We start from the raw sequence: 18,448 nt of genomic DNA, 5'->3' as shown, positions 1-18,448 counted from the left end.
CATAATTCTACATTCTTCATTCATAATCCATAATTCCCATTTCAATTTGGGCCCACCAATCACTCACCCAATTACCTTTACTACAATAAATTGTCTAGGTAAGGAGGAGTTTACATGACCCAACTATTTGACACTGATACAATCGAGTCAATGCGAACTTCTATGCAAACTTGGCAAAATGACGCATATGATTCTTTTGCAAAAAAGATGAGTGATAAAGAGCACCTATTTCCTTGTATTCCAGCAACCCAAGGATTTCGTCTCAATCATTTTCGTTTCGCTTTTATCTTAGACCCTAGAGAAGAAAAAGCAGTAGAAGAGTTAGCTACTTTGTTAAAAGAATATAGCGAAACTTCAAGAGACACAGGGAACTTTTCTTCATTAATAGTTCTATTTGAAACACCTCTTGACCTAATACAAGAGTACTCAGTAGAAGATTATGAAGCTTTATTTTGGTCGCTGTTAAATCGGGTAAGTGAACTAGATGAAATACAATGGCCAGACCATATCCCTACGGAAGCAGACAATAACATTTGGGAATTCTGCTTTCATGGGCAGCAATACTTCGTCTATTGCGGAACACCTGCTCATAAACAGCGCGAGAGCAGACGAACTGATGTCTTTACATTAGCTATTACTCCGCGTTGGGTGTTAGATGAATTCAATCGTTCTCCAGAGTTAAGCCAGAAGATAAAAGATAACATTCGAACAAGACTTGAGGCGTACGATTCCGCTCCCGCCCACCCAGAACTAAAAAAATATGGGCAAGACGACAATTATGAATGGAAACAATATTTTCTCCGGGATGATGAAACTGCTCTATCAGAGTGCCCATTTCATAAACTTTGGAAAAATAACAATGAAAAAGCTTGAGATTTCTCCCAAGCTTTTTTACTCTTTATAGTACTCTCTTCTCCGACACCGCTTCGCACACCATTTCATACATAGCTTCAACACCATGTTTTGAAGCCTCAAAACTAAACGTCTGTTCCATTGAAATTCCGAGACTATCTGCTTCTCTTGCAACGTCGATATTAGCTCCTAGAAAGATAAACTCCCAGCTATACTTCTCTTGTTGGTGTCTGATTAACTCTTTTACTTTTTTATAAGTGAATTCACGACTAGCATTTTCCTGTCCATCAGTTGTAATAACAAAAATCACCTTACCAGGCTCTTTTGTCTTGGCTAATCGATGCCCTACCTCTAGTATCGTTTTTCCTACTGCATCAAGGAGAGCAGTCGAGCCTCTAACAAAATAGTTATCATTAGTTAACCTCACTTCTTCAGCATTGACACCATTCCATAAAATTTCATACTGATCATCAAAGAGAACCGTTGTCACCATCGTTTCACCAGCTAACTGTCTTTGTTTGTTAATAAATGCATTAAATCCGCCAATTGTGTCTTCTTCAAGACCCTCCATTGACCCACTGCGATCAAGTAAAAAAATAATTTCCGTTACATTTTTATTCATTTCCCTCTCATCCTTTCATATTGTTCATGTTATAATCTTAGCTAAGTTCGGACTTGATTTGGTCGCTACACAAGCGACAATTATGGAGGTGCTACCTATGCTTAATCAAGCATTTTTCTTAGAGCTACAGGAGTATGTTGAAAGGCACTTACACTTATATATAGCTGATTCACTAGAAGAGGAGATTTGCTTCTTGCAAGACATTCTCCATAACGAACTTGAAAACTTCGTGAAAGCCAACCGAAAACCGTCATTTGCACAGGTACTATTTCGTTTTATTGATCTAAAGGGATACACAGATGCGTCTCTTTATAAAAAGGCAGGTATTGACCGCCGTCACTTTTCTAAAATTCGTTCAAACCCTTCCTACCGTGTCAACAAAAGCACTGCAGTAGCCCTCGCATTTGCTCTTGAACTAACAAAAAAAGAAACCGACAAACTGTTAAGTTCTGCTGGTTTCTCCTTGTCTGATAACGACATTTTCGATTTAGTGATTCAATTTTGTCTTGAGAAAAAAACGTATAACATCAATGAAGTAAACGTAGCTTTAGATTATTTTAGCCTGAAACCGTTAGGGAACGCACTAGAATAAGAACCATTAAATCCCACCATTCATAGTTTATCGCATGGAGGGATTTACATGTTTGATCAAGTGACGAATGTTTTAAAAAAAGCAATCCAACTACCTAAACACGGGATTGATTTACTTGCCGATACCTATGAGTCAAATAAATATGAAAAAAGTAGTACGAAACGTTGGAACAAGCTTTCATTTTCAGAAATTACTCTACAAGATTTGCAAAGGAAGCTAGCTGATAACAAACAAGTTCCCACTCCTTTAACTCAGGCAAATCGTGCTCTTGTAAAGGAAATTGAAACAAAAACACATAAGCTTAATCGGAACAATGTTACTAGAACGAAAGCTTACCTTGACTTTTATCAAAAGCATCCAGAAATCCATTGGGCATTTCTCGCTCACCTCGTCTCGAGAAATGGCGGCTGGAATATGACAGATTTAAAAGGGAGCATGCTACCGAAAATCATTTCTAGTACTTCTTGCAACGACTTTTTCTCTTTCCTAGAACGAGCCAACGCATTAATTTTTCATGATGCCTATCCGCAATTGTTATTATATGAGGCTAGCAAACAGAAAGGCAGAAACCTATTTTATCTTCTGCCCAAATTTCATGTTTCAACATTTATGAGAACGTTTTGGGACTATTTTTTAGAAAGACAAGACAGTCAACTTCTCACCGTGGCCTTAATCATTAATGAACAAAATTACATTGAAAAAAGAGTCATTCACCACCCAGACTATAAAGAAAAAGTGCTTGATAATATTCTATTTAAATTACAGGAGCTACTACAATTTACGTACGTGCTGTTTCCTTACCAAGTAAAGCCAAAGAAAACTCGTCTAGCAGGCACGACTGTCTCTGATTTCGCGAATGTAAATCAGAGGGTTGAAATTGGAAAAAAATTATATTGTACTCTATTTGGTTATGAAAATTTAGGTAACGACATCTATCAGTTTGCTTCAACTGTTCCCCATACCGCATCTAGAAGCGATTACTGGCCAGAAATGTTTACTAAGGACAGTAGCACTACTTTACAAACTGTTAGCATTTCCTGCAAACCTACAAAACCAATTGTCTATAGTCCAACCTTAGATCAGGCCTGGAAAGATGTTGATTATAGCTTTACAGACAGACATGACTGGTTTGAACGAAATGACCAGTTTCTTCACTACTTTAAGGAGATTACAACTCCACCTTCTTTTGACTTATCCCGTCAGTATTGTCAGGATATCAACAAAATGCTTGCTGCAAGTACAGCGGCAGAAATGATAAAACCCTAACCACTTTCCTTTATTTCCTACCCCTACTTTGCTATTGTAAGTAATGGAAAGGACGTGGGAATATGAATATTTTAATGATAGGTGCTGGGAGAATGGCAGAAGCGATTATCTCAGGATTAATGAAACAAAATAATAACTTACGCTTAACGGTCGCAAATCAAACTGATGATGTGAAGCGACTAGAGCTTGCCAAAAAATATAATATCAACGAGACAAGCGACTGGCGAACAGCTGTTGAACAAAGTGATATTATTATATCTGCTGCTCCTCCAAGTGCACATGAAGGGTTATTTCAAGAGCTTTCTCCTTTAATAAATAAACAGTTGGTCATTACAGTTGCTGCGGGAATTGATACCACTTTTATGCAAGGCCATCTACCAGAAGGAACTCCAGTGTGCTGGATTATGCCAAATACTGCGGCACAGTTGCAAGCATCTATCTCAACTTTTGTTTGTGGGCATTATGTCACTAATGAACATCGTCAAATTATTGAAATGATCTTAGCAGCTATCGGTGACTACGAGGAATTAACAGAAGAGCAAGTTCATGACTTAACAGCCGTTACTGGTAGTGCACCTGCTTTTCTGTACCTTTTTTGCGAGGCTCTAGAAAAAGCCGCAGTAAGTTACGGAATTAGTCAGGAACAAGCTCGTAAACTTGTAACGAAGATGGTTGCAGGTTCTGCACAGATGTTGGAAGCAGGCTACCCACCTAGCGATTTACGCGAGCAAGTAACGACTCCAGGCGGTTCAACAGCTGCAGGAGTTAGTGTATTAAACGAAGGCAATTTCACTGAACTGATTGGCGCTGCCGTAAAAGCGACAAACGAGCATGCGCGCGGGCGGAAGAACTGAATTAATTATGAATTGGCAATTATGAATTATGAATTGGTGCAAGCTTTATAGGGTATATTTTTAATTTCAGAGAAAGGGACTACCTCAATAGAGCTAGTCCCTTTACCTTTACTTCTTCAAATACGCAATCCCATCAGGATGCACACCTACATCAATCGTACCCTCTTCTTTTAACGTACTCATATTAATAATTGATACGTCATTCGTTTTGTTATTAGCGACATAGGCAAACGAGCCATCTTCATTAAATACCGTTCCACCTGGCCAAACCCCAACACGGATACGTTTTACTTCCCATGGGCGAACGTTTCCTTTTAGCTCGTGCTCTGTTTCAATAATCGATAAATCTCCACTTTCACGGTTTGGTATAAGAGCATATTTTCCGTCTGGAGAAAAGACGATCCGAATCGGTACAGCGCCAATACGACGTTTATGCTCAACCTCAAGTGTCTTTACATTAATAACAAACAACGTATTGTCATGCTGGTTTGCTACATAGAGGTATTTTCCGTTTGGATGAACAGCAACCCCCTCTGGCCCCTGTCCTACTGGAAAATGATTAACGATCTCTTCTTTTTCCACATCCACAACTGTCATATTGTGACTGCCGATGTTTGGTACGTATACCGTTTTTCCATCAGGAGAAAACGAAATCATGTGAGATAACTTTTGATATGTAGGAAATACTTTTTCAATTTCATCAGTGTCAGCATCGATAATAAATACTTTTTCACTGTATGTAGATGCCATATAAACTTTTTTTCCATCTGGAGTTACACCAAGCCCATGCGGAAAATTAAAATCTGGATGCTCTAAGCGCTTTTGGATTTCAAATGTTTCATTATTAATGATGTTAATTTTATTTCCTAAAGAACATGTAACATACGTTTTCTTCCCATCAGGTGTGACAACAACCTCATGTGGGTTAAAATCTGTTTCAATCGTCTTTTCAACCTTATTCGTTGCTAAGTCTACAAAAGAAATCGTATCCTCATCTTTGTTTAGTACAATTAAATATTCTCTCAAAGAAAACACCACCTATATTTTATTTCGTAAAACTAAATATGTAGCAACTATAACAAAATTGATGTATTTTGGAAACTTTTTTGTCCTCTCTCTATTTATCTGTTATAATTTGAAGGATATTGACTTGATGGAGGAATAATAATAGATGATTACTGTTTCAAATGTTAGTTTACGTTATGGAGATCGCAAATTATTCGAGGATGTAAATATAAAGTTTACACCTGGAAATTGCTACGGTTTAATTGGAGCAAACGGTGCTGGAAAATCGACATTTTTAAAAATATTATCTGGGGAAATTGAATCGCAAACAGGCGATGTTCATATGGGACCTGGTCAGCGTTTAGCTGTATTAAAGCAGAACCACTATGAATTCGAAGATGTGGACGTAATGACAGTTGTGATTATGGGCCATGCCAGACTTTACCAGGTAATGCAAGAAAAAGATGCGATTTATATGAAAGCTGACTTCACTGATGAGGACGGAATGAAAGCAGCTGAGCTTGAAGGTGAATTTGCTGAAATGAACGGTTGGGAAGCAGAGTCTGAAGCTGCGATCCTTTTAAAAGGCCTTGGTATCGGTGAAGATTTACACAACAAGAAAATGGCAGACTTATCCGGTGGAGAAAAGGTAAAAGTGTTACTTGCACAAGCCTTATTCGGTAAGCCTGATGTTCTATTACTTGATGAGCCTACAAACCATTTAGACATTAAAGCAATTCAATGGTTAGAGGAGTTTTTAATTAACTTTGAAAATACGGTTATCGTTGTATCCCATGACCGTCACTTCTTAAACAAAGTTTGTACGCACATTGCTGACTTAGATTTTAGCAAAATTCAAATTTATGTTGGTAACTATGATTTCTGGTATGAGTCTAGCCAATTGGCTTCAAGAATGGCTAACGATGCCAACAAAAAGAAAGAAGAAAAAATCAAAGAGCTTCAAAACTTTATCGCTCGTTTTAGTGCAAATGCATCAAAATCGAAGCAAGCAACGTCTCGTAAGAAATTATTAGACAAAATCTCATTAGATGATATTCGCCCATCATCTCGTCGTTATCCGTTTGTTGGTTTTACACCTGAACGTGAAATCGGAAACGATCTTCTTCGTGTTGACGGCTTAACAAAAACAATTGATGGTGAAAAAGTGTTAGACAATGTTTCATTCGTGATGAATAAAGGTGACAAAATTGCCTTAGTTGGTCCAAACGAACTTGCAAAAACGACACTTTTTAAAATCTTAATGGGTGAAATGGAAGCTGATAGCGGCTCATTTAAATGGGGTGTAACGACATCTCAATCCTATTTTCCAAAAGATAACTCAAAATTCTTTGAAGGCTGCGACCTTAACCTAGTTGATTGGTTACGTCAGTTCTCACCTCAAGATGATTCAGAAAGCTTCTTACGTGGTTTCTTAGGAAGAATGCTCTTCTCTGGTGAAGAAGTATTGAAAAAAGCAAGTGTCCTTTCTGGTGGAGAAAAAGTTCGTTGTATGCTTTCAAAAATGATGTTAAGTGGCTCTAACGTATTGCTATTAGATGAGCCTACAAACCACTTAGACTTAGAGTCAATTACAGCTGTCAATAATGGTTTAATTGCTTTTAAAGGTTCAATGATGTTTGCATCACATGACCATCAGTTTATTCAAACGATTGCTAATCGCATTATGGATTTTACTCCGAACGGATTAGTTGACAAACAAATGACTTATGATGAGTATCTTGAAACAGTGAAAAAGTAATTAGCTTAGAAATCACTCTTTGTGAGTGATTTCTTTTGTTTGTGTTAGGAAATTAAGTTGTTTCATACGAACAGTTGTATTTTTCCTTTGAAATGATCTGGCATCTCGTTTATAATCTATAAAGTATGCGTAAATAGACATAAAAAATTCGGGGAATTTCCCTATATATAAAGGGTGAGATCATGAGTATCTTAACAGTGAAAAATTTAAGCCATGGCTTTGGTGATCGAGCTATTTTCAATGACGTATCTTTTCGTCTTTTAAAAGGTGAGCATATCGGATTAATCGGGGCTAACGGTGAAGGTAAATCTACCTTTATGAACATCATTACTGGTAAACTTCAGCCTGATGAAGGAAAGGTTGAATGGTCAAAAAACGTTCGTGTTGGTTACCTTGATCAACACTCTGTATTAGCGCGTGGCATGACGATGCGTGACGTTTTAAAAACTGCGTTTAAATATCTATTTGACCTTGAAACACAAATGAATGAAATATGTGATAAAATGGCGGATGCCTCTCCTGAGGAATTAGAAAAATTACTTGATGACATGGGTACGATCCAAGACATTCTAACAAACAATGATTTTTATATTATTGATGCAAAGATTGAAGAGATCGCTCGTGGACTTGGACTTGATGATATTGGTCTTGAAAAAGACGTGACTGATCTAAGTGGTGGCCAAAGAACGAAGGTTCTACTTGCAAAACTACTTTTAGAAAAACCAGATATCTTACTTTTGGATGAGCCTACCAACTATCTAGACGAGCAGCACATTGAATGGTTAAAACGCTATCTGTTAGACTATGACAATGCGTTTATTCTAATCTCACATGATATCCCGTTCTTAAACAGTGTCATCAACTTAATCTATCATATGGAAAATCAAGAGTTAAATCGATATGTCGGTGATTATGACCACTTTATGAGTGTTTATGAGATGAAGAAGTCTCAGCTAGAATCTGCCTTCAAGCGTCAACAACAAGAAATCTCTGAGCTAAAAGATTTCGTTGCGCGTAACAAGGCCCGTGTCTCAACTCGTAATATGGCGATGTCTCGTCAAAAGAAACTTGATAAGATGGATGTTATTGAGTTAGCAAAAGAGAAACCAAAACCTGAGTTTCGCTTTAAGCCGGCACGTACAACAAGCAAACTAATTTTTGAGACAAAAGAACTTGTGATTGGTTATGATAGCCCATTATCAAAACCTCTGAACTTACGAATGGAACGTGGCCAAAAGATTGCCCTTGTAGGTGCAAACGGAATTGGTAAGACGACATTACTTCGTAGCATTCTTGGTGAGATAAATCCGATCAACGGTAACGTTGAAAAAGGTGAATACCAACATATAGGTTATTTTGAACAAGAAGTAAAAAAAGATAACGGCAATACGTGTATTGATGAAGTTTGGAATGAGTTCCCTTCTCTTACTCAGTACGAAGTTCGCTCTGCCCTTGCAAAATGTGGGTTAACAACGAAACATATCGAAAGTAAAATCGTTGTGTTAAGTGGAGGAGAAAAAGCAAAAGTTCGTCTGTGTAAGCTTATTAACAGAGAAACGAATATTCTTGTTTTAGATGAGCCTACTAACCACTTAGACGTTGATGCAAAAGCTGAGTTAAAAGCAGCATTGAAAGATTATAAAGGAAGTATCCTGATTATCTGTCACGAACCAGAATTTTATCAAGACGTAGTTACCGATGTATGGAACTGTGAGTCTTGGACAACGAAACTTGTATAAAACGAGCTTATCAGCTCGTTTTTTTCTTTCTTCACTTGTTAAACATTTCACAAAATGTTCATACTGTTTTTTCCAGTATCGTGGTATACTATAGTCAAGAAAGGAGGAACAAAACAAACAGATCATTATCACCCTAAGTGACTCAATCATTCCAAGTTGGTTTCCCAGAAACCGCTTACGCGTAATGATTTGAGTAGTAAAAGATATACTGTATGGTTCGTAAGTTCCGATGTAGATGCTTCAAGTAATGTTGATTAACATTTAGTTCTGGTGAAACTAAGTAATAAAATCGCTAAAGCGCTACGGTTGATATTTTGAATACGCTAGTGAAAGTCTTAGTACAAGACATTTAACAATTATTGTTTTATGTACTATGGAACGGGACTATCGTTAACTAAATCCGGAAAGGAATACAAGATATCCAGTAAATTTTTAATTAACAAGCATGACCTAAAATTGATTTAGGGAAAACAACTACATCATATTCCTTGCTCTTTCTAAAAGCTTTGCAAGCAAATGTTGTGTTTCTCTCAAATATGATGGATGGTATGGTTGGGTCACTTAGGATGATAATCCCCTCAAAAGTTGAGGGGATTTTTTCATTTTCCCAATATCTTTCCTACAATAACCGTTAGTCCCCAGCATAGTTGTTTCTCCTCGTTATAGAACTTCTGCAGGGTTATCGCTCCTTTAGAAAAAGGCACCCTTAACTCCAGACCTTGATCGCGAAGATACATATAAAGCTCCTCTTTTGACTTATTTTCCAATCCTTCCATTTGAAAGAAGTAGGTGATAAACGAATACTCTCCATCTTTCCAGTGTTGAACCTGTACGTTTCGACCATCATGTAGTGTTACTTTCTCTTTATTAAAAATCTTAGATTTACCTTTTACTGAAATAAACAAGGTACGTCTTTTCCTCATCTAACCACCCCGTGAAAACGTCCATTATTATTGAAACTATGACGAAAACTACCTTATTATCACCCACTAAAAAAAATAAGCATAAACTGCCAGTCTTTTATGAACCATAACAATAAGACATGCCATAAAGGAGGAATTACTTGTGAGGCTCGAAGAAATCATTCAGGTAATCATGTTAACACAAGACGCTAACAAAATAGGCTGGGATTTTAAAATAGAAAACAATACATTAAAAGCAATTGATCGTAATTTTGAAGAAGATGATGTAGTATTTAAAAACGAAAACCAATTATTAGAATGGCTAGAAGATCAATTTGATGCGGAAACATAAACGAGTAGGATCAACTCAATGATCCTACTCGTTTACGGCAGTGTCTCTAATACTTTTTCGATTGGTACTGCAAGGCCTACTGACTTACCACCATATTCAGTTGTTCGCCGTTTGGCATAAACGACAGCTACTACTTCACCATTCATATTAATCACTGGGCTACCACTATTACCACGATAAATTGGCGCTGAAATGACCGTTACATCTGTCGTATCAAGAATGGCACCCTCGTTTGCAATTTGCGTCCAAGTTAACGGATTCCCAATGACATAAATGTTTTCGTTCTTCATTCCACCTTGGTCACTTAGCGGCAAATAAGGCAAATTACTTCCCTCTACCTGTAAAAATGCAATATCAATATCCGGATAACTACTGATAACCTTACCTTCAAATAGATCGCCTTGATAAAAGCCCACCATAATTTTTTCCTGATCCTGGATAACATGATGATTAGTAACAATTAACCCGTCCGCTGAAATAGCAAATCCAGTTCCTCTTGAACGTTCTCCTTGGACCGTTACAACCGCCTGCTTATACTGTTTTACATCATCTTGTTGTGAAAGACGGTAGGACGTTTGCAAGAAGCTTATCGCATCAATACTAAACGTACTAAAGAAAACACCAACTACTTGAAAAACTAACATGACAGCAATGACTATAGAAATAACCTTGACCCATCTTTTTCTATTATTATCTTTTGGTGTCTGTTCTTCCTCATCAATCGTTTCAAACTTGAAATCCTCAGGTGAAGGTTCCCAATCCGGATCCACTAGTTCATCATCTAAATCGTCTTTATGCTCCTTCATTTTCTCCTCCATAACGTAACAATATAGATTTATTATAACCTATTTAGGAAAAGTGGTCATTTATCTGAAGAGGCTAAAACGTCAAAAAGGACTGAAAAGATTTTCAGTCCTTTTTCCTATCCAAGCGGATTCGTTAAACCCATTTCCCCGACCGATTCCGTTACAGGATCCGTCATTGTGTCCATGGAACGTTCTCTCATCATAGCTAATGCTAAACCAAATCCTAAGCCCAAGACTACATAAAAGCTACGATTTCTGCGCTGTCTGTTATAATCCATGACCATGTAAAACGCTTGTTTTATGAGCTGACGTACGATCCAATCCATTGAAATACCTCCAAATACCTATTTTGATCTCATTATTAGGATAGGTATCTTTCATGAATTGATCCTTGGTTTTCACTGGGAATTGAGAAAGGTCATTTGATCTCTCGAGCCAATAACATCCTCGAATTAACTCCATCGCACCTTTGCGACGAGTAACCGCAGGAGCAGTTGGCGCCTGGAGCTAGACAAAAAAAAGAGGAGGAACCCCTCCCCTAAGTCTTGCTATTACAGAATGTCTAAGCGAGCAATTAATGCTACTAGTAACTGAAGCAATAGTTGGATATTAACTGCAACTTGAGTGTCCGTTGTTGTTACATCAACATTTTTAGAGTTTTCAATAATCGTTTTTTGCTTCGTAATTTGCTTAATTTTTGAAGCCTGTAACAACTCTTGCGTAATCTTTTCTGCCTTTGTGCTGTCAGCAATTGAGATCGAAATGATAATTGCAATGACAGCTTGTAAAGAAGCTTGTAATGATACAGCGGCTTTTGTATCCGTTGTGCTCACCGTAACATCGCAAGAGTCTTTTATTAGAATATATTCTTCTGATAATTGGAATGTTTTGTTTACTTGTTCTGCTGCTTGAGTATCATCTTCTTCTTTTGGTGGGCACATTGGGTGCGGTTTGCAATCTAACGCTGACCATTTTGAAGATTTTCCTTTAGTTGAACGATAAACGTCTTGGTTCATAATTATACCTCCTTTTGTTTTTACACTGTTACTATATGATAGGTAGAAGGTATATGAATGGACAAATTCATCAGGATATTCGTACATTTCTTAGATGAATGCTCTTATTTTGCGAAATAGGCTTGAACAAAAAACTTTATTTAACAAAAAAAAGACCTCTTTACGAGGCCTTATCGCTTTGGTCGATTAAAAAATGTTTTTGCAGCTTTCACATCATTATTTGATGAGAATGTAGATGGATTTTTCACGACATTTTCTTGAACTGGTTCGCTCATTTCATGTGTCACATTATTTTGAGCAAAATCGTTTTCTGTTTTTACTTTATTTGCATTCTCAATGAACTTTTCTACATCTGTTTTGATATTTTGAACAATCTCTGAAATTCTCTTTTTTTCTACATCATCAAGTTCTGGCTTTTCATCAAGAACACCGTGCTTTTTTAAAACTCTATCTACTACGAGCTCCATTATCTTTTGTTGGTTTAAATCTTGTTCCATTGTCTGTAGCTCCCCTTTATCGTTAAATTGCGTACAAGTCACAATACTAGCTTATGATTTATTGGATGAATGGTGTTAGGCATTCGTATACATATCGAGAATTCATACGTTATGTACATGAAAAAAGAGTGATGAGATCTCATCACTCCTATGCAAGTTATTTAATTAATTGACCTCTTGTAACACCCAATTGGTTTGTTGCTTTTAATGACTTCCAGATACTAGTACCAGTACGCTTTCCTTGAAGAGCTTCACGGTACAATGAAAGTACTTCGGTAACTTTTTCTCCCGTTTCCTCTAAAAATTCAACTCGATAGTGGCTAACGCCAAGCTCTAAGAAATTAGAGATATACTCAGCACCAGATTGCTCGATCGCATTGAAAACCGTATTTCGACAACCTACATCAACTCTCACAGGATGAGAAAAACCAACACGGTCTTCTAAGGAAATACGATGTTCTTCACAAGGACGACCACAGTTTGTATAGTCTGTGCCTTCACTCAAGAACGTACAGTACACGCAGTGCTCTGTATGATACATAGGCAGATGTTGATGAATAACAACTTCTATATCTTGAGCCGGTGCTTCGCCTAAGAGATCTACCATCTGTTGAATATTTAAATCGTACGATGGTGTAATTCTATCTAGGCCACGCTCTAAAAACATTTCTACTGCTTTATGGTTAGCAACATTTAGAGAAAAATCACCAATTAGTGGAATATCTAGCTTTTGCTCAAGATAATAATGAACAGCTCCTAAGCTTCGGACTAGGATTGCATCAGGTTTCGCACGTAAAATTTGGTTCAGCACTCCTTGTTCCCCAGGCATATGAATTCTCGGAGTTGCTAATGCAATCGGTTTAGCATATTTTCTAGCTACTTCTACCGCTTGTGGATAGTCTTTGGTAAATTCAAAATCAGCGTAAATATAATCAACATCTGTTTTACAAGAAGCCTCAATTTGCTCTAATGAACGGCATAAAGAAATAAGCTTTGTTGGAACGTTTCCTTTTGCAAGTTGCTTCTTTTTCGCAGTCAACTCAGTATTTACTGTGTATTTTCTTGGCTCCTGCCTCTTATTGACAAGCAGTTCTACCGCTTCACGGCGAATACTATTTAATTCTTTAACAGGAACAATAACATCACCACTTACATGTAACTCAACATGAGCTAATTCATAGATCGTCCCACCAAGGCGCCCAAACTGCTCTGCTAAATACTCGCTAGTTAGCGGACGCTTTTGTGCTTCCTCTAAGTCAATGCTCGATTGCACGGTTACTGAAAGACCAGCTTCCTCGTCAAACCACTGAGTAACTAATGGTTTACCGACTTTCCCTGTAACGGTAACTTTTAATGGGAATGAACGATATGCTAACTCCGTTTCAAACGTTTTTTGGAGACGGCGTTCTAGCTCTTGGTCACTGGTTTTCCAAATTTTATCACCTACGTGAACTTTCGTTAAGTTTACATCGTGTCTACCTGCAACAATCTCAATAAGTCCTTCTTGTGCTTCACCCTCTAGTTTGCTGCCTTGTTTACGAATGTCGTAAACACGACCACCTTCTTCTTTTAAATCTGGGCGTCCAGCATCAAATACGATTCCATCCCCTCTTTTAAGAGGAGCTTGAATGTCACAAAGCACACCATCTTTAAGAACTTTTTTAACTGTTCCTAGCAGTACACCACGACTTTTTGGATAGGTACCATCTAATAATGTTTTATGATTCGTCCCTTTTAAAAACCCGTACGTAAAGCCACGACTAAAGCTTTGCTCAAGCTCTCGTAGGTCTTCTTTCGAAATTTCGTAGTCTCTACCAGCAAGATACTCATCAATTGCTTTTCGATATTTGCTAACTACGTTTGCTACGTACTCTGGTGACTTCATACGGCCTTCAATTTTAAACGAATAAACTCCTGCTTCAATCAATTCTGGAACTAACTCAATCGCAGCAAGGTCCTTTGGTGATAGAACGTACGCAATATTGCCCATTTCTTTTCGTTCGCCATCCACTATTAAATCGTAAGGAAGACGACAAGCCTGCGCGCACTCACCGCGGTTGGCCGAACGACCTCCCCACATTTCAGAAGTTAAACATTGCCCAGAGTATGATACACAAAGAGCACCATGAACGAAAACCTCTAATGGAACCTTTGTTTTATCTGAGATCGTCTTGATTTGCTTTAAGTTGTTTTCTCTTCCTAGTACAACAACTTCTATATCAAACGGCTTTAAAAATTCTACAGCTTCTGCAGACGTCACTGTCATTTGCGTAGATCCATGAATAGGGAAATCCGGAGACATTTCACGAATGATTTCAACTAAACCCATATCTTGTACAATAAGAGCATCAACCCCAGCATCAATACATGCACGTACCAATTTTCTCGCATCATGTAACTCGTTTTCAAACACTAATATATTAAAAGTAACATAGCCTCTCACATTATATTTATGCAAATAAGCCATAATTGTTGGTAATTCATCCATTTGAAAGTTTTTAGCACGAACACGCGCATTAAACTTTTCAACACCAAAGAATACTGCGTCTGCTCCATTGGCAACTGCCGCACGGAGACACTCCCAGTTTCCTACTGGTGCTAGCAATTCAACCTTATTTTTTGTTATACGCTTCAAGGTTTCTCTTCCTTTCCTGATCTCTATCAATCAACCTTACCTATTGTAAACTATTTATACTATTTTTGCATTGGAAAGTTAAGAAACTTCCTCGAAAAACAGACGTCAGTTCCCTTTTTAGAAACTGACAGCCATAAATTACGCATAATGTCTAATAAGTTTTGGTAAGATCTCCTCAACAGTTGGAAAGCTATACCCAAATCGTTCAGCCTTTTCCACATTTTCAGAAAAATAAGTAGGAAACACGTATGGAGTAGCAGCTTCTTGATTATCTGTTAGTACTGCTTTTTTCCCGACAATTTCTTCAATCATTTCAATAAAGTTTTTAAACGAAATATCGTCTTTTGAACCTATATTAATAGGTCCAACAAAGTCACTGTTCCCAATCCAAAATAGGAAATGACCAGCATCGTCAGAAGTTACAAAGTCTAAAGCATTCTCTGGTTCTGGGATATACATTTCTTCTCCGTTTTTAACTTTATCAACATAAAACTGTAGACGCTTAGAAAAATCGTCTTCTCCAACAACAAAGGTTGGTCTCACCGCAACGACAGGAAAATCTGCCTTTTGATAATAGACAGCTTCCGCCTCACGCTTCGCTTGCTGATAACCCGACAAGCCTTTATAATAACTGCGGTCAAATAGCTCTCCAATCTTAAAGCTGTATGGATCAAATTGCTCTTCACGTAAGTCTCTACCACCCTCGTACACGGCAGATGTTGAAGTAAAAATGAAGCGTCCAACTTTGCCTGCTAGAACCTCCGTGATGTCTAAAGCTTCTTGTGGCGAATAGCAGCTTTGATCATATACGATATCCCAATTTTGTTCGGCTAGTCCAAGTAACGATTTACGGTCGCTACGATCAATTGTTATTCGTTTGACCTGATTTCCAAAACCATCCTCAGTTCGCCCACGGGTAGCGATTGTAACCTCAATTCCAGCATTTAATAAATGACTTACTAACTTTTTCCCAAAAAACATTGTTCCACCTAAAACCAAAGCGTTTTTCAATTATGTCGCTTCCCTTCTCTATATGTACTCTACCTATTACTTTACTAATTAACTTGTAACATTGTCTAATACTAATTTTACAAGACTCTTTTCGTAAACATTGCTCCTGCGGTTACTCGTCGCACAAAAAAACTGTGGCTTTTTTATCCTAAAATAAACGGAAAAATACCCTAGATGAAGATATCAGCCAATAAATTATGTAAGAAAAGAGCAGTACTTACTAAATTAGTAGTAAACTCTTAGTAATTTGTGTAATAATCCGGCTTTTTGGATTTTTACGAAAGCAACAAACTTTGCGAAAACAGCCTTTTACATAAACACTACTGTTCATCATCAATGGGAAGAATGTACCGATAAGGCACTGGTGATGTTAATACCGTAGATGTATTGATGTTGCCATATGGAATTAAGCGATCAATTAATAGCCTCATACTATTCATATTTGAAACCGCAGCTTTAATAATATAACTAACCTCGCCTGTTACCCGATGACATTCAATCACTTCCTGTTCTAGTTTTATCATTTCTTCAAATTCATGAAGAGAAACTTTTAAACCACTTACCTGAATAATAAGTAGGATGTCTCTGCCTACGGCAGATAAAGAAATTCTCGCTGTGTATTCTTTCACTACACCTCTTTCCTGCAACCGATGAAGACGTTCAGTGACACTTGGCCGACTTAAGGCAAGTTCAGTGGATAGCTCACTAATGGTCATTCTTGCATTCTTTTGTAAAAGCTCAATTAATTTCGTATCGATCTGATCCATGGCAACCCCCTATTTTCCATATTGCATGTGAACTGTGTCGAATAAATTCAAAATAGTAATCAAATTCCCATAATACCTTCAATATGATATGTAAATTTCTCTTTTTATATCTTACCATTATAGTATACAAAATAGATAAAATTACAGATTAGAAACGGGAGAAATTTTCAATGCTAAAAAAATTATTATTGATCTTCTTAGGTTGTGCGATTACAAGTTTCGGAGTTATCCTTTTGCAGCACTCAAATGTTGTTACAGGAGGTACCGCAGGACTTTCATTAAGTGCCTCTTACCTTTTTGGACTTCCATTTGCAGTTCTCTTCTTTATTATTAACCTACCATTTTATATATTCTCAGTTCTTCGTATGGGATGGAAGTTTACGTTATCAACAGTTTTTGCCGTTACGACCCTTTCTGTTATGACGGGGGTTGACCAATGGTTACCTCACTTTACCTTGCCAATGTGGTTTGGTGCTATTGCAGGTGGATTCGTGATCGGGATTGGTCTTTCTTTATTATTCATAAACGGTGCGTCTTTAGGTGGTTTCAATATTTTAGCTCTATTTCTTCAGAAACGATACGGCTCTAACCCAGGTAAAACAACGTTGATTTTTGATGCTGTAGTTGTTTTAACTAGTATAGTAACAATAGGTTTTGTTAGAGGGCTTTTTTCTATCATCTCAATTGCCGTTACAGCTAAAGTAATTAGTTATTTTAAAAATCAAATCTCTTCGCAACAGAAAGCCGACGAAAAAGAGAAGCAAGTCAGCGCTACACCTACTAGAAAACAAGTGCCAATACCAAGCTAGTATAAAAGAAACAAGGCGTAGAGAAACATTATCTCTACGCCTTGTCTGTTTAGTTCTTACTCTACTTCATATCCTGCTTCTTTCCACGCACTTGTTCCACCTTCAATAAATGAAACATCGGAGAAACCCATTTGATGCAGAAGGTAAGATCCTAATGCAGCTTGTCCTCCAGCACCACAAGTAATAATGACTGTTTGATTACGATCTGCTAAACGTGGTTCACGTAAATGCTCTGGAAGTTCAAGATCAGCTCGAATTGGCAGCATCCCTAAAGAGATGTTCAAACTGCTTGGAATTAACCCACAAGCACCTGCCGCTTCTTTTTCTTGTACATCAATTACCAGTGTGTTTGGATTTCCTTGCATTTTCTCACGAGCCTCTGCAGAACTAATCGCAGAAACATGCTCACGTGCTTGAGCAACCATTTGTTTAAATGTTATTGCCATGTTAATACCCTCCTTTATAAAATTTATAAAACTATCGCTGAATTTATATTCACGATAGATTTTACCCTCAAACAGTCAAATTAAAACTACTAGCATTTAAAATCCTCTTCTCTGCTAATAGGTTTAGTTCTTGTCCATTTTGCCTTCCTTTGAATAATGTAAATATTGTTAGAGATACTAAAAATAACTTTTTTAGATGAAAGGAGTTTTATCATGACTAGTTATCGTTGTCCCTCTTGCAAAGCAAGAAGCCGCTTCAACATTATCGATCAGGTTGTTACTGCGGTAAAAATGGATACAGCAACTGGAGCTTACACTCCTATCGAAAACCTTGAGCCTTATCATTTACGGTATACAGGACCTAACAAGAGAGTTCAATGTGCTAGCTGTGGTCTTGTAGAAGACGAGACTCGCTTTGTAAAGGCTGCACAACTTTAATCTGTATTTCGATTTTTCGTTTAAATTATCCTTCTTTTCTATTCATTTTTAAAAGCCGCTACCTGCTGGGCGGCTTTTTA

20 protein-coding genes are annotated in these 18,448 nt (G+C 37.5%); 9 read left to right on the top strand and 11 right to left on the bottom strand.

The window, feature by feature from the left end; genetic code table 11:
• The first annotated feature begins 114 nt into the window (after positions 1-114).
• Positions 115-873 carry a YqcI/YcgG family protein gene (locus tag DS745_RS01650; protein ID WP_129076463.1) on the top strand — a complete coding sequence of 253 codons (759 nt, stop codon included), beginning with the start codon at positions 115-117 and terminating at the stop codon, positions 871-873.
• Positions 874-898: 25 nt separating this feature from the next.
• Here DS745_RS01650 and DS745_RS01645 read toward each other — a convergent pair whose 3' ends face one another.
• Entirely contained in the window at positions 899-1,474 is a 576-nt protein-coding gene (locus DS745_RS01645) for a vWA domain-containing protein (RefSeq protein ID WP_129076462.1), read from the bottom strand.
• A gap of 97 nt (positions 1,475-1,571) precedes the next feature.
• Here DS745_RS01645 and DS745_RS01640 point away from each other — a divergent pair, with 97 nt between their 5' ends.
• From DS745_RS01640 to proC, 3 genes are all read left to right on the top strand, one after another.
• Positions 1,572-2,066, top strand: coding sequence for a helix-turn-helix transcriptional regulator (locus DS745_RS01640; RefSeq protein ID WP_129076461.1), 495 nt, complete (start codon positions 1,572-1,574; stop codon positions 2,064-2,066).
• Positions 2,067-2,114: 48 nt separating this feature from the next.
• Positions 2,115-3,332, top strand: coding sequence for a DUF2515 domain-containing protein (locus DS745_RS01635; protein ID WP_129076460.1), 1,218 nt, complete (start codon positions 2,115-2,117; stop codon positions 3,330-3,332).
• A 62-nt stretch (positions 3,333-3,394) separates the two neighbouring features.
• Entirely contained in the window at positions 3,395-4,186 is a 792-nt protein-coding gene (gene proC / locus DS745_RS01630; RefSeq protein ID WP_129076459.1) for a pyrroline-5-carboxylate reductase, read from the top strand.
• A 108-nt stretch (positions 4,187-4,294) separates the two neighbouring features.
• On the opposite strand, the gene DS745_RS01625 is transcribed toward proC, so the two are convergent.
• Positions 4,295-5,212 carry a YncE family protein gene (locus DS745_RS01625; protein WP_129076458.1) on the bottom strand — a complete coding sequence of 306 codons (918 nt, stop codon included), beginning with the start codon at positions 5,210-5,212 and terminating at the stop codon, positions 4,295-4,297.
• Between the two features lie 145 nt (positions 5,213-5,357).
• Here DS745_RS01625 and DS745_RS01620 point away from each other — a divergent pair, with 145 nt between their 5' ends.
• Both DS745_RS01620 and DS745_RS01615 read left to right on the top strand, forming a co-directional pair.
• Entirely contained in the window at positions 5,358-6,950 is a 1,593-nt protein-coding gene (locus tag DS745_RS01620) for an ABC-F family ATP-binding cassette domain-containing protein (protein ID WP_129076457.1), read from the top strand.
• Between the two features lie 182 nt (positions 6,951-7,132).
• Positions 7,133-8,689: an ABC-F family ATP-binding cassette domain-containing protein gene (locus DS745_RS01615; protein ID WP_129076456.1), complete on the top strand. Its 1,557-nt coding sequence runs from the start codon at positions 7,133-7,135 to the stop codon at positions 8,687-8,689.
• 599 nt (positions 8,690-9,288) lie between these two features.
• Here the strand turns inward: DS745_RS01615 and DS745_RS01610 are convergent.
• Positions 9,289-9,612 (bottom strand): hypothetical protein, encoded by a 324-nt coding sequence (locus DS745_RS01610; RefSeq protein ID WP_129076455.1) that lies wholly within the window; start codon positions 9,610-9,612, stop codon positions 9,289-9,291.
• A gap of 142 nt (positions 9,613-9,754) precedes the next feature.
• On the opposite strand from DS745_RS01610, the gene DS745_RS01605 reads away from it, so the two are divergent.
• Complete coding sequence (locus DS745_RS01605) at positions 9,755-9,943, top strand: hypothetical protein (RefSeq protein WP_129076454.1); 189 nt, start codon at positions 9,755-9,757, stop codon at positions 9,941-9,943.
• A gap of 32 nt (positions 9,944-9,975) precedes the next feature.
• Here the strand turns inward: DS745_RS01605 and DS745_RS01600 are convergent, their stop codons facing one another.
• The 7 genes from DS745_RS01600 to DS745_RS01570 all read right to left on the bottom strand — a co-directional run bounded on the left by DS745_RS01600 (position 9,976) and on the right by DS745_RS01570 (position 16,675).
• The gene (locus DS745_RS01600; protein WP_161568140.1) at positions 9,976-10,749 is read right to left on the bottom strand and encodes a S1C family serine protease; all 774 of its coding nucleotides are present in this window, start codon (positions 10,747-10,749) and stop codon (positions 9,976-9,978) included.
• Between the two features lie 116 nt (positions 10,750-10,865).
• On the bottom strand, positions 10,866-11,075 hold the full coding sequence (locus tag DS745_RS01595) for a hypothetical protein (RefSeq protein ID WP_129076452.1): 210 nt from the start codon (positions 11,073-11,075) through the stop codon (positions 10,866-10,868).
• Positions 11,076-11,300: 225 nt separating this feature from the next.
• The gene (locus DS745_RS01590) at positions 11,301-11,765 is read right to left on the bottom strand and encodes a spore coat protein (RefSeq protein WP_129076451.1); all 465 of its coding nucleotides are present in this window, start codon (positions 11,763-11,765) and stop codon (positions 11,301-11,303) included.
• A 170-nt stretch (positions 11,766-11,935) separates the two neighbouring features.
• Complete coding sequence (locus tag DS745_RS01585) at positions 11,936-12,262, bottom strand: hypothetical protein (protein WP_129076450.1); 327 nt, start codon at positions 12,260-12,262, stop codon at positions 11,936-11,938.
• 157 nt (positions 12,263-12,419) lie between these two features.
• Positions 12,420-14,897 carry a U32 family peptidase gene (locus tag DS745_RS01580; protein ID WP_129076449.1) on the bottom strand — a complete coding sequence of 826 codons (2,478 nt, stop codon included), beginning with the start codon at positions 14,895-14,897 and terminating at the stop codon, positions 12,420-12,422.
• Between the two features lie 138 nt (positions 14,898-15,035).
• Entirely contained in the window at positions 15,036-15,908 is an 873-nt protein-coding gene (locus tag DS745_RS01575; protein ID WP_129076448.1) for an NAD-dependent epimerase/dehydratase family protein, read from the bottom strand.
• 320 nt (positions 15,909-16,228) lie between these two features.
• The gene (locus DS745_RS01570; RefSeq protein WP_129076447.1) at positions 16,229-16,675 is read right to left on the bottom strand and encodes an Lrp/AsnC family transcriptional regulator; all 447 of its coding nucleotides are present in this window, start codon (positions 16,673-16,675) and stop codon (positions 16,229-16,231) included.
• A gap of 170 nt (positions 16,676-16,845) precedes the next feature.
• Between DS745_RS01570 and DS745_RS01565 the strand changes: the two genes are divergently transcribed.
• Entirely contained in the window at positions 16,846-17,484 is a 639-nt protein-coding gene (locus tag DS745_RS01565) for a YitT family protein (RefSeq protein WP_129076446.1), read from the top strand.
• Between the two features lie 56 nt (positions 17,485-17,540).
• Here the strand turns inward: DS745_RS01565 and DS745_RS01560 are convergent, their stop codons facing one another.
• Positions 17,541-17,930 (bottom strand): rhodanese-like domain-containing protein, encoded by a 390-nt coding sequence (locus tag DS745_RS01560; protein ID WP_129076445.1) that lies wholly within the window; start codon positions 17,928-17,930, stop codon positions 17,541-17,543.
• A 213-nt stretch (positions 17,931-18,143) separates the two neighbouring features.
• Between DS745_RS01560 and DS745_RS01555 the strand changes: the two genes are divergently transcribed.
• Positions 18,144-18,368: a DNA alkylation repair protein gene (locus tag DS745_RS01555; RefSeq protein WP_129076444.1), complete on the top strand. Its 225-nt coding sequence runs from the start codon at positions 18,144-18,146 to the stop codon at positions 18,366-18,368.
• Positions 18,369-18,448: the final 80 nt, after the last annotated feature.

The organism is Anaerobacillus alkaliphilus, from assembly GCF_004116265.1.
GTDB classification, from domain to species: Bacteria; Bacillota; Bacilli; order Bacillales; family Anaerobacillaceae; genus Anaerobacillus; species Anaerobacillus alkaliphilus.
Note: the sequence above shows the minus strand (reverse complement) of the source record. Positions and strands in the feature narration are given on the sequence as shown.